We start from the raw sequence: 17,404 nt of genomic DNA on the forward strand, positions 1-17,404 counted from the left end.
TTTCTCTCCTCAGTTTGAGACGAGCGTTCCAATATCTTCTCCCATCACTGCTTTTTTTATGGCATTCGGTGCCAGGAGATCGAAGACAAGCACAGGGAGATCGTTTTCCATGCAGAGCGTCAGAGCGGTTGAATCCATGACCTCAAGCCGTTTTCCGATCGCCTCCATGTAGTCCAATCGCGCGAACTTTTTGGCCGTTTTGTTGGTCCGGGGATCGGAATCATAGACTCCGTCAACCTTGTTTTTCCCCATTAATAGAATGGAGGCACCGATATCAATGGCTCTCAGGGCTGCGGCTGTATCCGTGGTCATGTAGGGATTACCTGTTCCGGCGGCAAAGAGCACTACCCTGCCTTTTTCCAGATGCCGGATAGCTCTCCTTCTGATATACGGTTCAGCCACTGATTGCATGGCAATGGCACTTTGTGTTCGGACAGTGATGCCCATTTTTTCTAGGGCATCCTGGAGGGCAAGGGCATTGATTACTGTGGCCAGCATCCCGGCATAATCAGCTGTGGAGCGATCCATTCCGTTGGCTTTGGCTGCCGATCCTCTCCAGATATTTCCCCCGCCGACAACAATCGCTACTTCCACTCCGACTTTGAGGACGGGCTCAATCTGCTGGGAAATGGTAGCTAAGACTTTGGGATCAATGCGGGCTTCGGCGCCGGATAGCCGATCCCCTGCCAAGGCTTCCCCGCTGATTTTAAGAAGAACTCGTTTGTATCGGGGATTATTCATCCCTACTCACCCAGTTCAAATCGAGCAATTCTGGCCACGCCGATGTTTTCCCCAACCTTGGCTATGGTCTCCACCAGTAGATCCTGGATGGTTTTCTTGGGGTCCTTGATGAAAGGCTGGCACAAGAGACAGACCTCCTCAGCGACTTCTCCCTCCTGGGCCTGATCTGAGGAAATATACTTCGGTTTCATGGCGGCCACTTGCATGGCAATATCGTGAACCAGGTCGGTGAAGTCAGAAGTCCTGGCAACGAAATCCGTCTCGCATTTGATTTCTACCAGCGCGCCAATTCTGCCGCCAAGATGGATATATGATTGGACCATGCCGCTGCCCATGGCGCGCCCCTTTTTCTTCTCAGCGACAGCGAACCCTTGTTCTTTTAGCATCTGCGTGGCTGCATCAAGATCGCCCTTGCAATCCTGAAGGGCCTTTTTGCAGTCCATAATCCCGATGCCGGTTTTTTCGCGTAGCTCTTTTATCAGCTCAACAGTGATTTGCAATGTGCCCCCTTGGATAAGTCATCCCGGACTCCGCCCGGGATGATCGAATTTACTTGATTATTCTTCTTTGCCGTTCTGAGCGAGAGGGACGAGCAGCGCTTCACTCTCTTTGGGCATATCCTCCATGACGATATCCTTATCCGCAGGTTCAATCCCCGCTTTGCCTTCCAGTACGGCATTGGCCATAACGCTGCATATGAGCCGAACCGATTTAATGGCATCATCATTGGATGGGATCGGATAGTCGATCTCTCTCGGATCGCAATCGGTATCCACCATGCCTACGATGGGAATGCCGAGTTGGCGGGCTTCATGGATAGCAATTTTCTCCTTGACCGCGTCCACTATGAACATCGCCTTGGGGATTTTCTCCATCTCCTTGACTCCGCCAAAGAGCTGGTTGAGTCGGGCGATCTCCTTTTCCTTTTTTCCTGCCTCTTTCTTTGACAGGCGATCAAACTCTCCCCGGGCTTTTTGGTCTTCCAGACGGACGAGGTAATCGATGCGAGCCTGGATGGTGGCGAAGTTGGTTAGTGTTCCGCCCAGCCATCGTCTGTTGACATAACACGCACCGCACCGCTTAGCTTCGTCTTGGATGACTTCCTGGGCTTGCTTCTTGGTTCCCAGGAAGACGATGTCTCCTCCACCGGCGATAAGGTCTCTCACGAACTTACGGGCTTCCTGCAGCTTGACCAGGGTTTTCTGCAGATCGATGATATGAATCCCGTTGCGCTGCGTGAAGACGTATTCGCTCATGCGGGGATTCCAGCGCCTCTTCTGGTGCCCAAAATGAACGCCAGCCTCGAGCAAGAGCTTAATCGAGACGGGCTCGATCGAAGGGGTCTTGAGTCTAGTTGTTTCCGTTACTTGAGTTTCAATCATACCTACTTCATCACTCATCCAATGATAAATTCCTTCTGCCAGTTTACCATAGGTAGAAGTAGAAACACAATATATTGAGGTCAACGCTTGACGAAGGGAATGGGCATGTGTAGGATGAGCTTAATCCGCGACGGGGACGAAACCTCGAATTCTGGAAGGAGAGCACCTTTGCCGGAAAAACATCCATCGGAAATCCCTTTGATCCCGTCTCAGAAGATAGTTTTCTTCGGGTGCTCTATGCTGGGCGGTTATCCCCAGGTCTCGCGGGAGACGCTGGCCCTGTTCCCTGCGCTGATCAAAAGCCTCGGCTATGAAATTGCCTCCGATCATCAGACCCGGCCCGGCGTTACTCAAGCAGAGGCCAACCTGGACGCGACCTATATTCATGATCGAGATTACCGCTGGCTTCTGGAATCGGATGCCGGAATATGGGAGATCAGCAATCCCAGCCTGGGCGTGGGCGGCGAAATCTCCGATATGATTCACATGGGCAAGCCGGTGCTGCTGTTGTATCAAGAGGGATTGGAGGCCGAGGTGTCAGCCTATACGCGCGGAAAATGCGGTTCGAAATACATTCAGGGTCCGGTGGTCTGTCAAGCTTATGGAGACATGGCGGCTGCCAGGGAGAAGATCGCAGCATTTCTGAAACGTTATCTGGGGCCTCAGTAGGGAAGGTTCCAGACTTGTCCCTATGTTTCCGCGGGGACCCGGCGAGATGATCGAGGCGAGCGTGCCCGCCGCCTTTTGGGCCGTCCGAAATAGACCGACATTCCGCACGATTCGCAATTGAACTCCAGAAACAAGCGCCGCCCATTCTCATCCTCCAGGTAGAGAGGTTCGGTGATGCCACTCTCGGCCTTTGAAGTTCCACAGAGCCCCAGCTCTTTCTTGATGCAGTAGCGGGTGGTCATCACCTTTCGGCCTTCCATATCCAGTCCCGATTCGGCTGCCGGTTCAGTGACCGTGGCGCCGTGCCGCCGATAGAAAGCCTGCGCCTTCTGGTTCAACACGTTTTCGGTGAAATCGAGCTCTGCATCGGGACAGGGAACGCCATTGGGGAACATCCAGCGCCATGTGCGAGGCCGGTTGGCTTCACGCATCTCCAGCAGCCGGTCGCAAGCGCCCCGGCGCAGCTGGTTGAGAAGGGAAACGGGCAGGAAATAGGGCTTCTCCAGATCGATCTGGACCCGTTTGCTCCTGAAGGGAGTGTTTCCCAGTTTGGCCAATTGCCTGCGGATGGTGGCAAAAGACTCGGCTTTTTTCTCCGCCACTTCTTTGTGATCCGGTACTTCGAACTCGGCCTCGTTGTCGTCTTCGTCCCGGATGGTCAAACGGAATCCGCTCTTCGTCTCAGAGATCGTCATGTTGACCTCGATGGTGCGCTCGGTAGGTTTCCCGTCCAGTATCTTCACGAATTGGTGATCATGATTGCGCCAGACCTCGGCGCCTTTTTTCAGAGACTCCATTTTTTCGGGGTAGACCCTGTCTCCCTGAACCGAGTTGATGGCGGTGCCGCAAAGCTGGTTGCCGGCGTCGAGGAAGCAGATACCGTCGCCGCTGGCCAGATCGTGCGGATCGGAGAGGACAAAGTAATTCTGGCTGATCCTTTGCACCACCCCGATGCGCTCCCCTAGTGATTTTGGAGTGTAGCGCGCGGCCAGCGAGGGCTCATTGCCGTCCATGCCGTAGCTGATATATCCTCGGTTGAAGGTTTTGTAGGGGTTGGGTGTGAAAGTGAAGACAGATTTCCCCGATGAGCCTCTCACCAATGATGTGCCGTCCAGAAGGGCATCGAGCCTTTGCCGGTAGAAGCCGACAATATTGGCAACGTAAGCGGCATCCTTCAACCGGCCTTCGATCTTGAACGACGTAATGCCGGCATCTATTAAGTCGGAGAGGTAGTCCGAGCGGTTGAGGTCTTTCAGGGATAGCAGATGGCAGGAGTCCGTCACGGTTTTCCCTTTACTATCGCGCAGCTGATATTCTTTGCGGCACGGCTGGGCGCACTGGCCGCGGTTTCCGCTCCTGCCCCCGATGGCATAGCTGAGGTAACATCGCCCGCTGTAGCTGACGCACAGGGCGCCATGAACGAAAGCCTCAAGCTCAACGGAGGTCTGGCTTCGGATATCCCGTATTTGCTCCAGGGTCAGCTCGCGGGCCAGGATGACCCGCTGGAAACCGACTTGTTCCAGAAAGCGCACTTTTTCCGGTGTGCTGTTGTGCATCTGGGTGCTGGCGATCAGCGGAAGCGGAGGCAGCGGAAGCTCCAGAAGCCCGGCATCCTGAACGATCAGGGCATCGACGCCGATATCGCATAGCTGATGGGCCAGCCGGAGCGCCTGCGGTAATTCCTCATCGCGCAGGATGGTATTGAGGGCGACATAGACTCGGGCATAATATCGATGAGCGTAGGCGGCCAGTTTCTCGATCTCGTTCAGGCCGTTTTCAGCTCCCGCACGCGCACCGAACTGCTCCGCTCCGATGTACACTGCATCAGCGCCGCAGTTGACTGCCACGATTCCGGTTTCAATATTTCGGGCCGGGGCGAGAAGTTCAATCTTTTTCATAATATCAATACAATTTTAAGCGACCTTGTGTTGTGAAGTGGTGGCAATGGAACGCCGGGGTTGCGTTTGGGATTTACCGTCTTTTCCTGAGGAGTGCAAAGAATCGATCCTGGTAGCGTTCGAACAGGCCATAGCTTCGCAGCCTCGACCCTAATTCGTCGACGCCGCGCCGGTTATCCTCAACCTCTCTGAACAGCCCTTCGATCTCATCCCTGACGAATTTGGGTATGCCAAACTGCCTTTCAAAAAGACCCCGGCTGTTCATCTCGGCGATGTTCTTGGGCAGCGATGAGCGGGTCATATCGGTGATGAACATCATCAGGGATACCTGCCAGATATCGTCGGGGCCTTTGAGGATGGCTGCCAGGGTGTCCTTTTCATCGTCCACCTTGGCGTTGATCTTGAGGATCACCTGGCTGATATCTTCCGAAAGAGTCCATGCATTGCCCATCTCGTTCTTATACCGGTACTCCAGAATATCGGGATCGAAACCGTAACTGGAGATAAGCTCTTCGGCTTGCCTTCGGGCGTGGTCTCCGAATCCTTCAAAGGTGTTCAGAATGTACTGCGGCGTTACCAGCTTGGGTTTTTCGGCGATCACCTGGCCTTCCCGAATTCGGGTCTCATTGACACTCTCCATTGGTTCCGTCAGCAAGTAGTAATGCACATTGGTGGTGCCGAAGGTGTTGAGCCTCTGACCGGGCGGCCTCACCAGTTGCGTGTGATTTATGGCGTATTCAATTTCGCTTTGATAGTGATAATTGGGGTCCATCTCGACCTCTTGGTCTGGTGATCAGCCTTCGGCCCTGACCGATGATCACCCGTAGCTTCATTATAACAGCTTTGACTCCAGTTCACTAAGGCTGTGAATGATGAAGTCACCCGCCTGCTCCTTTTGCCGGTCAAGGTAGAAGGTGGTGATGCCGGCCCCTCGGGGGGCCATGTAATCGAATTGCCAGTGATCGCCCACATGAATCCATCCTGAGGGATCTTCCCCCACGCTCTGGCAAACCCTGGCGTAGAACTCGGGTGTCTTCTTGACCTCCCCAAAGTCAGAGACGCTGGAAATTATCCTGCTGAAATATTTTTGGATGGAGGCGGTTTCGATTTCCATGAACTCACGGGCGGCGTTGGTGATCAAGACCAGTTCGTGTGTTTGGCTGAATCGCTCCAGTATGGCGTGTGTTTCGGGATAGAACTCAATATTGGGGATGAACTCTTCGATCAGTTCCGTCCAGCCGGTTCCGAGATCGAATCGGGAAAACCAGTACTTGATATCGTACCATTCCACTGCATGATCGCCGACTTCATCGTAGGCTCGCAAAAGGTATTCCTTGGCTTCGTCGAACCCCATGCCGTTTTTAGCGGCGTAAAGTCGGGGTATTCCCTGGAACCAGACGGCATCGCAGAAGCTGAATGTCGCCAGCGTTCCCGTCAGGTCGAATGATAGTGTGTTCTTTGCCAAATTGATCCCCCTTATGCATATTATACCAAGCAAATGGCGCGGATAAACGCAGGTGTGTATTTTGGGGAGACTACTTCGTTTTGCGATTGCTTTGTGGATGCTGTACTCTCAAGCGCTCAGGTCAGAGAGTGAAGGGCCGCTTCCCTGCCGGGGGTTTTGGGGGTTGATTAGAGCTTCCTCAAAAGATGAATCTTGACCGGCAACCGGTTTCTTGACAATATAATTATAACGGATATTCGTGATGGCCTTCTTTTTGAAGAGGCCGGGAGGGATGAGATGCCTGAGATGCCAGAGTTCGAAAAGCCGAATGAAGAGCTGCTCAAACAAGGCTGGAAACACGCTTCGATTACCGGAGGCAAGCATCTGGACAGAACCCTGGAGATGTATGAAGAGTTAGGTCTTGAGGTGCTGATTGAGGAAGTGAACCCGAGCGACTGCGGACAATGCACCGTATGCTTTGCCTCGGGAAACGAGAAGATGTATCGAGTCTACACCCGATCGGGGCCTGATTCTGGTACTTCCTCGGAAAACCTCTGATGAAGAGGTTTCGCCTCTCAGCATGAGATTCTTGCTCCTTTTCCGAGTGTCATGGTGTACAATTAGGACAATCAGGCAGGCTGCAGGGCATGATTGAGCATACGTGTGATAGAATATCTTGCAGAGGTAAACTTGACTCACCATCAATCGGATATCACCCCGGAGGAACGGCAGAAGCTCTTTGATTTTCTGAACTCCCTGGGCCAGCATTGCAGCAGGGAGCAGTCTGATCTTATTCCTATTTTGCAGGGCGCTCAGAGCCGAATCGGCTATCTGCCTGCTGAGGCGATGCTCGGTATCGCGGAATATCTGGGCATTCCTGAGATTGATGTTTACAGCGTGGCCACCTTTTATAATCAGTTCCGGCTCAATCCCCCCGGCAAGCATTCCATCCGGGTGTGCTTGGGAACGGCTTGCCATATCGGTGGCGGGCACATTATCCTGGATGCCTGGAAACGGCGGCTGGGCATCGATAAGAAACAGACTACTCCCGATCGTGAATTCGACCTGGACACCGTTGCCTGTGTGGGGTGTTGTGCCATGGCTCCGGTGACGGTGATCGATAGCACGGAGGTTCACGGGAAAGTGAGCCCGACTCGCGTGGATGGCCTTCTATTGGGGTACAAACTCCAGAAAGAAAAGGAGGCCTCGGCGTGAATTCCGGTCCGGCCTTAGCCTTCGAGAAGCGGAAAGCCCTGGCTGAATCGCGCTGGAAAGAGCTTTTCCAGCAGCCACGGATTCTGGTGGGCACAGCCACCTGCGGTCGGGCAGCCGGGGGACTTGAAGTGTTAAAGACCATCCGGGAGGAACTCAAAAAAGCGGGCCAGTCTATCCCGGTGATGGAGGTCGGATGCATGGGCCATTGCTATGCCGAACCTCTGGTGGTCATCTCCAAACCGGATTCCGACTATGCTCCGATTGTCTATGGCTATGTCACCCCGGAGATTGCGCGTCTTCTGGTGAGGGACTCTATCCTCGGCGATGACCCCTCGCTGGAGTTTATGCTCGGTGCTCTGGAAGCCAATGAAGCGCTTCCTTCTCTTACCGATCTCCCCAGGTTCCGCTACGAAAAACCGGTTCTTCTGGAAAACTGCGGCCGGATCGACCCGGAGGACGTGGATCAGTATATCGCTAACGGTGGCTATGCGGGGCTGGACAAAGCCCTTGAAATGAAGCCGCAGGATGTGATCGAACTGGTGCGGAAGGCCGGGTTGAAGGGAAGGGGCGGGGCGGGCTTTTCCACGGTCGTCAAATGGGAAACCTGCCGAAACTCCGCAGAGACTCCTAAATACCTGATTTGCAATGGGGATGAGGGAGACCCGGGCGCGTTCATGGATCGGGCGATCTTGGAGAGCGATCCGCATTCGGTGATCGAGGGCATGATCATCGCTGCCTATGCTATCGGAGCCGGGTTGGGCTATATTTACGTTCGCGCCGAATATCCGCTGGCGGTGGAGCGTGTCCGGCATGCGCTCAGGCAGGCAGAGGATTCCAATTTGCTGGGAAAGAATATTCTGGGAAGCGGCTTCAGTTTTACCATTCGCCTTTTTGAGGGATCGGGGGCATTTGTCTGCGGAGAAGAGACGGCGCTGATTGCCTCCATCGAGGGGAAGCCGGGATTGCCGCGTCACCGTCCTCCCTTTCCGGCTACGAAAGGATTGTTCGGAAAACCGACGATCATTAACAATGTTAAGACGTTGGCCTCGGTGTCTCGCATCGTTTCCCGGGGGCTGGGTTGGTATTCAAGTTTAGGCATTAACGATCATTCCAGCGGGACGGCTGTGTTTGCGCTGGCAGGCAAGGTGGTGAACACCGGTCTGACCGAGGTGCCGATGGGCACCTCTCTGCGGCAGGTGATCTTTGAAGTTGGTGGGGGAATTCCCAAGGGTAAAAAGTTCAAGGCGGTTCAGATCGGCGGGCCTTCCGGCGGCTGCCTTCCGGAATCGACTTTGGACCTGCCGATCGATTTCGATTCTCTGACCGAAGCCGGGGCGATGATGGGTTCCGGAGGAATGGTTGTGCTGGATGAAGACGACTGCATGGTGGATGTGGCCCGGTTTTTTCTGGAATTCACCCAGAACGAGTCATGTGGCAAATGCACCCTGTGTCGATTAGGCACCCGGCAGATGCTTGAAATTCTGCAGAGCATCGCGCAGGGCAAGGCCATGGCCGGAGACCTGAAGGTGCTTGCTGAACTGGCCCGGGACGTGAAGGCGGCCTCTCTGTGCAATCTGGGAAAGACGGCCCCCAATCCGATTCTGACCACCCTGCGGTATTTCGAAGAGGAATACGAAGCGCATATTAAAGAAGGGCGCTGTCCGGCGCGGCGCTGCCCGGATTTGATGGCGTACTATATCATCCCGGAGAAGTGCGAGCGCTCCTGCGATGCTTGTGTGGGCACCTGCACGGTGGAGGCCATCTATGTGGGGCAGAAGCGGGTGAAGGTGATTGATCAGGCCAAGTGTGTCAAGTGTGGCACTTGTGTGCCTGCCTGCCCGCCGCAGTACAATGCCATCGTTAAAATCTCGCCGTTGAGCGAGTTGCCGGAAGCGCTTCCGGCGCTGAAAGCGAAGGGTTAATGGCGTTCAGGAGTAAAAATTTCGCCATAGAGGGAACACATGAAAATCATTCGTGATATTGAGGTTGCCAAATCTACAGTGCTCAAGCGCATTCCTGCCGAGTCGATAGAGTTGCCGCCGAACGTCAAAGAGAGGGTCAGAAAGGTCTTCGGGAAGGATTTAACCGCCGAAGAGGTGGTGAAGCAGATTATAGCGGATGTCCGAAGCAGGGGTGATGTGGCTCTCTTTGAATATACGGAGAAGCTGGATGGTGCAAAGCTGAGCCATCTGGAGGTCTCGTCGAAAGAGATTGCCGCCGCGAGGGATAAAGTGACCAAGCCCTTGTTGAATTCGCTTCAGATAGCGGCAGATAGAGTTCTGGAATTCCATACCCGGCAGCGCAACAGCTTGCCGAAAGGTCGGGTCGAGTTTCTAAAAGGGGCCGGGCAGGTCATTTGGCCTCTGGAACGGGTGGGATGCTACGCCCCTGGCGGAACGGCTTCATATCCTTCCACGGTGCTGATGACCGCCATTCCCGCCCGAGCTGCCGGAGTTGATGAAGTGATTCTGGCAACGCCGCCACAGCCCAATGGGCAGATTCCGCCGCTTACGCTGGTGGCAGCCGAGATGGCAAAAGTCGATAGGGTGTTTGCCATCGGCGGAGCGCCGGCCATCGCTGCGCTGGCTTTCGGAACCCCTTCCGTGCCCAAAGTGGATAAAATATGCGGCCCCGGCAATATTTTTGTTACCCTGGCTAAGAAGCAGGTGTTCGGTGCGGTGGACATCGATGGGCTTCAGGGTCCGACAGAGACCATCGTTCTTGCCGATGATTCGGCAAATCCGGCATCCTGTGCTGCAGATCTCCTGGCTCAGGCCGAACATGACGAACTGGCCTCGGCGATCATGATTACCCCCTCGTTTGAGATGGCAAAGAAAGTCAGCGCAGAAGTGGAGCGACAACTTGCTGGGCTGAGCCGCAGAGAAATCGCCCGCAAATCGCTGGAGCATCGAGGGGGAATCGTAGTGGTCAAGAGCCTGGATGAAGGGATCGATCTGGTTAACGCCTACGCCCCGGAACATCTGTGTCTGCTGGTCGATAAAGCAGAATCCGTTGCGGGTAGAATCAGAAACTCCGGCGGCATTTTCATCGGGGAAAGCTCCCCTGAGGTTCTCGGCGATTATGTTGCCGGTCCCAGTCACGTGATGCCCACCAGCGGCACCGCTCGCTTCAGTTCGCCGCTCAATGTCATCGATTTTCTCAAGGTCATCAATCTGGTGGCGCTGGATGAAAAATCGCTCAAGGAACTTGGGTCTCATGCGGCAGCCATTGCTGATGCTGAAGGATTTACCGCCCACGCTGAGGCTGCCCGGATAAGGATTGGGTAAAAAGCGGCCCCCCGAATTCACAGAAGCCGAAGGGAAGGCTTTAGCGCGGCATTCCCCATCCTGCTTGTCCTGAGGTTGCTTCGTCTTCGGTGGCTTTTACTCAGAACTTGCGAAAATGATCTTTGATTGCCGCATGCCATGCATCCGGCTCAGTCATGTTATCCCGGACTTGATTCGGGATATACCCTTTCCGCTCCTCTGGATTCCCGATCGGAGTCGGGAATGACATAATCGCAAGTTTCTTTCTTCTTGCATACTGTCTCCGGAGGTATCTCTTCCTCGAAAGACATCTTATCGTCATCTCGAGCCCTTCGCCTTGTGTCATCCTAAGCGAAGCGAATAATCTGTTCACTGCTCAGATAAACTCCGGGTGACGATCTTTTTCCCCTTCTTGTACAACTTGGGACATAGTTGAGGGTGCAGGGATACTTCCCTGCCGGGGGATCGGGGGTGTCCCCCGATCCCCTCTCTTCCCCCAAGAATGGGGGTCAGGGGGTTGATCAAAACTTCATCAGAGGTTACGCAAATTTCCCCATTAACTATTCCACTAGTTAGCTCACATATATGGCTCACATATCACCTGTTTACCATTGACTACATCTCCTATAATAGTATCCATTTTTACTCTACATTTTAGCCTGATATATGTTGGTCTATATCCGAATATGTAGTCTCAATATTAGACAATAGATAACTCTTTAAAACACGCTGCAATGTTTTGCCTGAAGAAGTCGATTAGTATATAGAGTTAACACTATATGTTATATGATAGCGTTAACTCGCTGAATGCCTGTCAGTCAACTATTTTCGTATTAATCTATTTTAATTATTATTTGCATAATGTTGTAACTGTTATTTGTATGATTTATCATAGGAACAATGAAACTGAAATTATTATAATTCGGAGGAACTGTGGAGGAAGAAATAATATCAAAAGAAATTGTTGATTCTAATGCTGATCCGAAATCATACGGTACTGACCTGAAATCAGCCTTACTGACCAAACGTCAAGGGCTGAGAGGAGAGATCAATCGGATCGATGCCGAGGCCTCCAGGCTCCAGGATGAGTATTCAAAAAAGTTGGGGCAATTGCAGTCGTTGAGAAAGCAGCTAGAAGAAGCGATTCAGCACGTTGATGCTTTGCTGAAGATCGAGGGTGGGATCTATGAGCCGGTCGCATTGACCGGCGTCAAGGCGGATGAACCGGCTATAGCGCCAGCCGATATCGCGTTCGGCATTCTGGAGGAGCAGGGGAAGCCGATGCACTACAGGGATATTGCCGCAGAGGTCAAGAAGCGCGGCACAGATCTTCTCGGCAAGGACCCCGCAGCCACACTGCTGACCAAGTTGAGCCGGGATGATCGGTTCAAACGGATCAGCCGAGGAACATATGCGTTATCTGCGTGGAAGGTGCGGAAGGCTAGGAGTAAGACTCGATGATCACAAAACCAGATTGAGCAAGCTGCCCACAACTATAGAGGTCGCCAGCATGATTCCCGTTGCCAGGAGAAGCCGCCTGACTCCTAGTTCTCTGCCCATCACCACAAACGTAGCCAGGCAGGGGAATATCATGGAGAGCATCAGGCAGCCGATGACCAGTTGGCCTGCAGTCAGGTCGAGGCCGTTCAGCATGCCCACAGCCATATCTTTGCGCAAGGCGCCGATGATCAGCGGCGCAGACGCGTCCCGGGGCAATCCAAAAAGCCCGCTCACCACCGGTTCAGCAACATTGGCAATATACTGGAATACATGTAGCGCTTCCAGAACGGTTATCACAAAAATGCCTGCCATCACCAGCGGGACGGCTTCCTGGAGGAAATCGACGATCCGCGCTTGCAGCTTGGAGGCCACAACGTTCAGCGGGGGCACCCGGTAGGGCGGGATTTCGATCAAAAGTTCAGGCGTGAAACCTTTGATCGTTAGTTTCAGGATGAGGCCCAGCACAATCCAGACCAGAAGCAGCACGCCATAGGTTATGGCGACGTATTGCAGGCCGTAGTCTCCCACCGTTCCGATGATCATCGCCTGAAGAGCGGCGCAGGGAATACCGATGGAGATGAGGGTCGCCACGATGAATCGCTCTCGTTCGCTCTCCAGGACTCGCGTTGCCAGAATCGCCGGAACGTGGCACCCCAGTCCCAGGAGGGTGGGAATGATGGCATATCCGTGAACGCCGATTCGGTGCATCAGATTATCGAGCAAAACGGCCACGCGGGGCAGATATCCCACGTCTTCCAGGACTCCCAGTATCAGATAGAAGGCAAAGACGTAGGGCAGAACCACCCCGAAAGGGATGTAAAGGCCGGTTGTCAGCATGCCGAGCGAATCCTTGAAGTTGACTTCTCCTTCGATCAGCCTGCCGACAAGGACATCGTGCAAAAATCCCTCCGATCCCAGTGCGTCGCTCAGCCGGGTCATCAGCGGGGCCCAGAGGTTATCGAAAAATGGGTCGAACACAAATCCGATCAGGCCTTCGCCGATAAAACGAATGATGATGAAAGAGCAGAGAAGCACCGTGAGCGCTATCGGAATCCCCGGGAAAGGCTTGATGGAGTTATCCCCCAGGTGTTCCAGCCACGTGTGATGCCGGTGGGTGACCGTTTGCACCTGCCCGACGATTCCGCCTACCGTTGCCCATTGTTGGTCCTTTGTTTGGGTGGGAGTTCGGAGAGCTTTGGCTTGCGGGATGCGGCTGACCAGTTCTTTTATCCCCTCTCCGGTTACGGCCACTGTGGGGGTCACCGGCACACCCAGAAGGTCTTCCAGCTTCTGGTAATCGATATGCAACCCTCGATGTTTGGTGTCATCCCACATGTTCAGGGCTACGATCATAGGGATTCCTGTCTCCAGGAGTTGCAGCGTCAGAAAAAGATTGCGCTCCAGATTGGTGGCGTTCACCACGTTGATGATGAGATCGCCATCTTTGATTATCCGAGCGGCAACCGCTTCTTCTTTGGAGGTTGGATCCAGGGTGTAACTGCCGGGGACGTCGATGATCTCGACTTTCTGGTCTCCCAGCTTCATGTGGCTGGTGGGAATTGCTACCGCTGTGCCGGGGTAATCTGAGGTGGTGGCTTTCACTTCCGCCAGGCGGGAGAAGAGAGCCTGTTTGCCGACATTGGGGTTCCCTACAAGGAGTATCTTCACGAATTATCCAGTTCGACCCATATCTTATCCGCCATGCCAAAACCAATGGCAAGCCGGGAGCCATTGACCTTGATGGTCACTGGGCCGCGCATCGGCATAGCGCTCATTTTGGTTATGAGCTGCCCGGGTCTGATGCCCATCGCTTCCAGACGGCGGGCCATGCCGCCTCCCCCGTTTATTTCCACCACCGTGCCTTTCTCTTTTGTATTCATCTGAGTGAGCGTCATCTGTGTTTTCCGCAACATGGTCTTTATTCCTCATTCGGCCGTTTGCCCTGGCATTCCCGGCAATAGCCGCGCACATTTATCTCGATATCCGAAATCTGGAAGCAGGCTTCTTTTTCCACTGCCAACCGCAGCTCTTCGGTGGCCAGGGTTTTCACTTCGAACACCATGCCGCAATTGTGGCAGACCAGGTGGGAGTGTCCCGAGGAGTTCTTGGTCTCGTAATAATGGTGATCTTCGGCGAAATGCCTTTCTGTGACCAACCCTGACTTTTTGAAAAGCTGAAGGTTTCGATAGACGGTGGAGAGACTGATGCGCAATCCCGACTCCCTGGCCCGCTGATGAAGCTCATCGGCATCCAGATGGCCTTCGGCCTGGCAGATGATATCGAACAGGAGCTTTCTCTGCGAGGTCATTCTCTGTCCGGGAAGTTGGTTGCCATTCATCTTCAAATCAACCTGTTTCCTGAAAAGCAATAATGCAAATGATTCCTATTATCAATAATAACACAGAGCAATCGGGACTTCAATACGCGGATACTTCTTTGAGTAGCACCCCTATGTGGCTCTGGGGGTCAACCAGCTTTTGGATATCGCGGTGCCTTGATACACTAGCAGATAGAACAGGTGATGAGGCTCACCAAGGTAATACCTGAACCGCCCTGGGATTTTGGGATGATAACCTTCACTGGCAAGTTGCAGTAGAGGCTGTTCTCTCAGCATGTCCGGAGGGTGGGAATCCATCAGCAGGAGAAATCCATTGAAAGTATGGGATGAAGGAAATGATGGTTGATGATAACCTTTATCAAATACTCGGCATCAAGCTGGATGCAACTTCGGTTCAAATAAAGGAAGCCTATCGTTACAAGGCCGTCATACTGCATCCAGATCGCCTTGCCAGTATGCCGGACAAATTCCGCGCTAGAGCGGAGGAGGACCTGAAAAAGGTCAACGCAGCATACGAGATTCTATCCGACCCGAACAAACGGCAGCAATATGATAGAATCATGGAAGCCCAGACGCCTGAAAATCAGTCATCACGTCAAGCACCCCGTCCATGCTCCGCATCAGATATTCCGGCTCACGGCCATCCCAGATACGAGGTCTATCCGAAGCACATAAATCTGAACAATGCTTTGGTCAATGTTCCAGAACATGGGGCGTTTTTCGTTGAGAGTTCGAACGGCCCCTTCACAAATGTCTGTTTGGCCTCATCGAAGCCGTGGCTAAAGGTGATCAGAACTACAGCCTTGGGATCTGGTGGATCCAGTTCGGTCATGAGGGTGGATATTGAAGGTATAGGTTATGAATGGAATCAAAACTATGCTGGTGTGATTACCGTCAAACTTGACAGAATGCAAGCAGAGGTGAAGGTTAAACTCAGGACGTTGCGTTTCTAGGCGTAATAAGGCTCGTTTTATGTTTCCTCAGATGATCAATGCGTACAAATCTCGCTGGCATTTCTATGGGCTGGGCAGAGCGTAGCGAAGAAGATATCTCGTCCGGTTCCTTCATATCTGCAGGCGTACTGCCATGACCAGAGTGTAAGGGGAAGGGATGAAATCGTCAAAAAGGGCAAGATCAGCCCCTGCGGGGTCTGAGCCGGTTCTGGCTATCGAGGGGAATGGTCACCGGGCCATCGTTGTGGATTTCCACCAGCATGTGAGCCTGGAACTGACCGGTCTCCACCTTGATTCCGGCGGAACGGAGAAGCTCGACGAAGGTCCGGAGAAGCGGTTCGGCCTTATCCGGGGGGGCGGCATCGGTAAAACTGGGACGGCGACCTTTTCGGGTATCGGCGCAGAGGGTGAACTGGCTAACCACCAGAATCTCGCCTCCGGTATCCTGCACTGAGAGGTTGAACTTCCCTTCGGCGTCATTGAAGATGCGGAGGGTGGTAATTTTGTCGGTGAGGTACTGGGCTTCGTCTTCAGTGTCTTCCGATTCCACTCCCACAAGTACCACCAGTCCCGGCCCGATCCGACCCACGGTCTTCCCCTCGACACTCACTGAAGCCTGGGAGACTCGCTGGAGAAGCGCCCTCATTACTTATCTGCGCTTGCTGATGTTGCTGCCTTGGCTTCAGGCTCTGACTTGGCCGAGGTTTCTTTTTTGGATTCAGTTACTGGTGCTTCCTCCGACTTGCTTCTGGCGCCGTTGGCAGACGCACTGGGGTAGTCCGTTACATAGAAACCTTTGCCTTTGAAGATGATGGGAGCCGGTGTAAAGAGACGCCTGGCCTCGTTCTGGCACTTGGGACAAACACAGATCGGCTCGGCATCAAAGCCTTGCCTTTCTTCAAAGCCGAAACTGCAGGATGTACACTTGTACTCATAGATGGGCATTGAGGGTTTACCTCCTAAGCTACTTGATGGTTTAGTGATTTACACTATTAGCACTCCCCGACAGAGAGTGCTAATTCAAATTTAGCACTTCCGTCTCTCTCTGTCAAGAGAAATTGAGGCCAGGCAATTATAGATGGGTCCGCCCGGAGTGAGAGTGCTCTTCATCAGATGGATGCGGTCCACCTCGAAAGCGATCTGCTCCTTGGTTTTGGTCGCATCGAGCAACCTTCCCAGATCGCTCCGCTCTCTTGATGTTGCCTGGTCCCGAACCCGACCCAGAGTAAGGTGTGGTGAGAATTCTTTTGTCTCGGGGGCAAAACCCAGATGAGCCAGGGCTTGGTCGATCTGTTTTTGTATGGTTGCGATCCTGGAAACTTCACCCCCCACCCCGATCCACACCACCCGGGGCGATCGCAGATTGGGGAATGCGCCTAATTCCTGCAGTGCCAGTGTGTAGGGCTGGACTTCTGAGGCGGTCTCTTTCATGGCCTCCGCTATCGCGGAGACTTTCTCTCCTGGGATGTTACCCAGGAACTTCAATGTCAGATGAATCCCATCGGGATCGACCCACTTGACGGCTCTCTCTTGACCTGCCCTGAGTTGGGAGAGCAGTCTGGACAGAACGGCCTTCACTTCTTTCGGAAGCTCGAGGGCAATAAAGGCTCGGATTTGTTCCATTTTCAAATTCCTAGGATGGTTTGAGCGTTTTCGCCCAGGATTTTATCTCTGCTTTTATTCGGGATTTCCACCTTTTGCAGGTCATTGATGATTCGCTTCTGGGCGATGAGCGGATAGTCGCTGCCGAAAAGTATCTTATCTGCTCCAATGATAGCGGCAACGTGAGGGAAGATATCGTACTTGTAGAGGAACGGCGAGGCTGCCGTATCGAACCAGACGTGTTTCAGTGCCTGTGAAACCTCGGGCATTAAGGCATAGAATGGCAACCCGCCGCCCCAGTGGGCGCACACAATCGGTGCATCGGGGAAGCTGGTGATGAACTGATAGAGCATGCCTGGCAGAACATTGCCTTTTCCAGCATAAGGATGTCCCACT

General features: G+C 53.4%; 20 protein-coding genes. 7 read left to right on the top strand and 13 right to left on the bottom strand.

What is annotated here, in order from left to right; genetic code table 11:
• Positions 1 to 9: 9 nt before the first annotated feature.
• From pyrH to rpsB, 3 genes are read right to left on the bottom strand one after another with little or no spacing between them, the layout of a single operon-like run.
• Positions 10 to 741, bottom strand: coding sequence for a UMP kinase (pyrH, locus tag PHV74_05010; GenBank protein MDD5093727.1), 732 nt, complete (start codon positions 739 to 741; stop codon positions 10 to 12).
• Positions 742 to 743: 2 nt separating this feature from the next.
• Complete coding sequence (locus tag PHV74_05015) at positions 744 to 1,241, bottom strand: elongation factor Ts (protein MDD5093728.1); 498 nt, start codon at positions 1,239 to 1,241, stop codon at positions 744 to 746.
• Between the two features lie 57 nt (positions 1,242 to 1,298).
• A complete protein-coding gene (rpsB, locus tag PHV74_05020; GenBank protein MDD5093729.1) occupies positions 1,299 to 2,075 on the bottom strand; it encodes a 30S ribosomal protein S2 in 777 nt (258 codons plus the stop codon).
• Positions 2,076 to 2,291: 216 nt separating this feature from the next.
• On the opposite strand from rpsB, the gene PHV74_05025 reads away from it, so the two are divergent.
• Positions 2,292 to 2,792, top strand: a complete 501-nt coding sequence (locus PHV74_05025; GenBank protein MDD5093730.1) for a hypothetical protein — start codon at positions 2,292 to 2,294, stop codon at positions 2,790 to 2,792.
• A gap of 20 nt (positions 2,793 to 2,812) precedes the next feature.
• On the opposite strand, the gene PHV74_05030 is transcribed toward PHV74_05025, so the two are convergent.
• The 3 genes from PHV74_05030 to PHV74_05040 form a co-directional block, all read right to left on the bottom strand.
• Entirely contained in the window at positions 2,813 to 4,690 is a 1,878-nt protein-coding gene (locus tag PHV74_05030) for a U32 family peptidase (protein ID MDD5093731.1), read from the bottom strand.
• A 73-nt stretch (positions 4,691 to 4,763) separates the two neighbouring features.
• Positions 4,764 to 5,462 (bottom strand): hypothetical protein, encoded by a 699-nt coding sequence (locus PHV74_05035; GenBank protein ID MDD5093732.1) that lies wholly within the window; start codon positions 5,460 to 5,462, stop codon positions 4,764 to 4,766.
• Positions 5,463 to 5,522: 60 nt separating this feature from the next.
• Positions 5,523 to 6,155 carry an HAD family hydrolase gene (locus PHV74_05040; protein MDD5093733.1) on the bottom strand — a complete coding sequence of 211 codons (633 nt, stop codon included), beginning with the start codon at positions 6,153 to 6,155 and terminating at the stop codon, positions 5,523 to 5,525.
• A gap of 276 nt (positions 6,156 to 6,431) precedes the next feature.
• On the opposite strand from PHV74_05040, the gene PHV74_05045 reads away from it, so the two are divergent.
• The 5 genes from PHV74_05045 to PHV74_05065 all read left to right on the top strand — a co-directional run bounded on the left by PHV74_05045 (position 6,432) and on the right by PHV74_05065 (position 12,076).
• Complete coding sequence (locus tag PHV74_05045; protein ID MDD5093734.1) at positions 6,432 to 6,692, top strand: hypothetical protein; 261 nt, start codon at positions 6,432 to 6,434, stop codon at positions 6,690 to 6,692.
• Between the two features lie 105 nt (positions 6,693 to 6,797).
• A complete protein-coding gene (locus tag PHV74_05050) occupies positions 6,798 to 7,349 on the top strand; it encodes an NAD(P)H-dependent oxidoreductase subunit E (protein ID MDD5093735.1) in 552 nt (183 codons plus the stop codon).
• Positions 7,346 to 9,271 carry an NADH-ubiquinone oxidoreductase-F iron-sulfur binding region domain-containing protein gene (locus tag PHV74_05055; GenBank protein ID MDD5093736.1) on the top strand — a complete coding sequence of 642 codons (1,926 nt, stop codon included), beginning with the start codon at positions 7,346 to 7,348 and terminating at the stop codon, positions 9,269 to 9,271. Before PHV74_05050 ends, PHV74_05055 begins: the two co-directional genes overlap by 4 nt.
• Positions 9,272 to 9,310: 39 nt before the next feature.
• On the top strand, positions 9,311 to 10,636 hold the full coding sequence (gene hisD / locus PHV74_05060; protein MDD5093737.1) for a histidinol dehydrogenase: 1,326 nt from the start codon (positions 9,311 to 9,313) through the stop codon (positions 10,634 to 10,636).
• Between the two features lie 912 nt (positions 10,637 to 11,548).
• Positions 11,549 to 12,076, top strand: a complete 528-nt coding sequence (locus PHV74_05065; GenBank protein MDD5093738.1) for an HTH domain-containing protein — start codon at positions 11,549 to 11,551, stop codon at positions 12,074 to 12,076.
• Here PHV74_05065 and PHV74_05070 read toward each other — a convergent pair whose 3' ends face one another.
• Genes PHV74_05070 through PHV74_05080 form a run of 3 tightly spaced genes read right to left on the bottom strand, consistent with a single transcriptional unit; the run spans position 12,077 to position 14,453 of the window.
• A complete protein-coding gene (locus PHV74_05070; GenBank protein ID MDD5093739.1) occupies positions 12,077 to 13,783 on the bottom strand; it encodes a ferrous iron transporter B in 1,707 nt (568 codons plus the stop codon). It abuts the gene before it with no gap.
• Positions 13,780 to 14,028, bottom strand: a complete 249-nt coding sequence (locus tag PHV74_05075) for a FeoA family protein (protein MDD5093740.1) — start codon at positions 14,026 to 14,028, stop codon at positions 13,780 to 13,782. Before PHV74_05075 ends, PHV74_05070 begins: the two co-directional genes overlap by 4 nt.
• 5 nt (positions 14,029 to 14,033) lie before the next feature.
• A complete protein-coding gene (locus PHV74_05080; GenBank protein MDD5093741.1) occupies positions 14,034 to 14,453 on the bottom strand; it encodes a Fur family transcriptional regulator in 420 nt (139 codons plus the stop codon).
• A gap of 326 nt (positions 14,454 to 14,779) precedes the next feature.
• Between PHV74_05080 and PHV74_05085 the strand changes: the two genes are divergently transcribed.
• The gene (locus PHV74_05085; GenBank protein ID MDD5093742.1) at positions 14,780 to 15,406 is read left to right on the top strand and encodes a J domain-containing protein; all 627 of its coding nucleotides are present in this window, start codon (positions 14,780 to 14,782) and stop codon (positions 15,404 to 15,406) included.
• Between the two features lie 181 nt (positions 15,407 to 15,587).
• Here the strand turns inward: PHV74_05085 and dtd are convergent, their stop codons facing one another.
• The 4 genes from dtd to PHV74_05105 all read right to left on the bottom strand — a co-directional run.
• The gene (gene dtd / locus PHV74_05090) at positions 15,588 to 16,052 is read right to left on the bottom strand and encodes a D-aminoacyl-tRNA deacylase (GenBank protein MDD5093743.1); all 465 of its coding nucleotides are present in this window, start codon (positions 16,050 to 16,052) and stop codon (positions 15,588 to 15,590) included.
• Positions 16,052 to 16,351, bottom strand: coding sequence for a zinc ribbon domain-containing protein (locus tag PHV74_05095; GenBank protein MDD5093744.1), 300 nt, complete (start codon positions 16,349 to 16,351; stop codon positions 16,052 to 16,054). The genes dtd and PHV74_05095 overlap by 1 nt, the downstream gene beginning before the upstream one ends.
• 81 nt (positions 16,352 to 16,432) lie before the next feature.
• Positions 16,433 to 17,029, bottom strand: a complete 597-nt coding sequence (thpR, locus tag PHV74_05100; protein ID MDD5093745.1) for an RNA 2',3'-cyclic phosphodiesterase — start codon at positions 17,027 to 17,029, stop codon at positions 16,433 to 16,435.
• 2 nt (positions 17,030 to 17,031) lie between these two features.
• Positions 17,032 to 17,404, bottom strand: a 373-nt coding sequence (locus PHV74_05105) for an amidohydrolase family protein (protein ID MDD5093746.1), incomplete at its 5' end; no start/stop codon positions are given.

This window comes from Dehalococcoidia bacterium, assembly GCA_028711995.1.
GTDB lineage: Bacteria > Chloroflexota > Dehalococcoidia > SZUA-161 > SpSt-899 > JAQTRE01.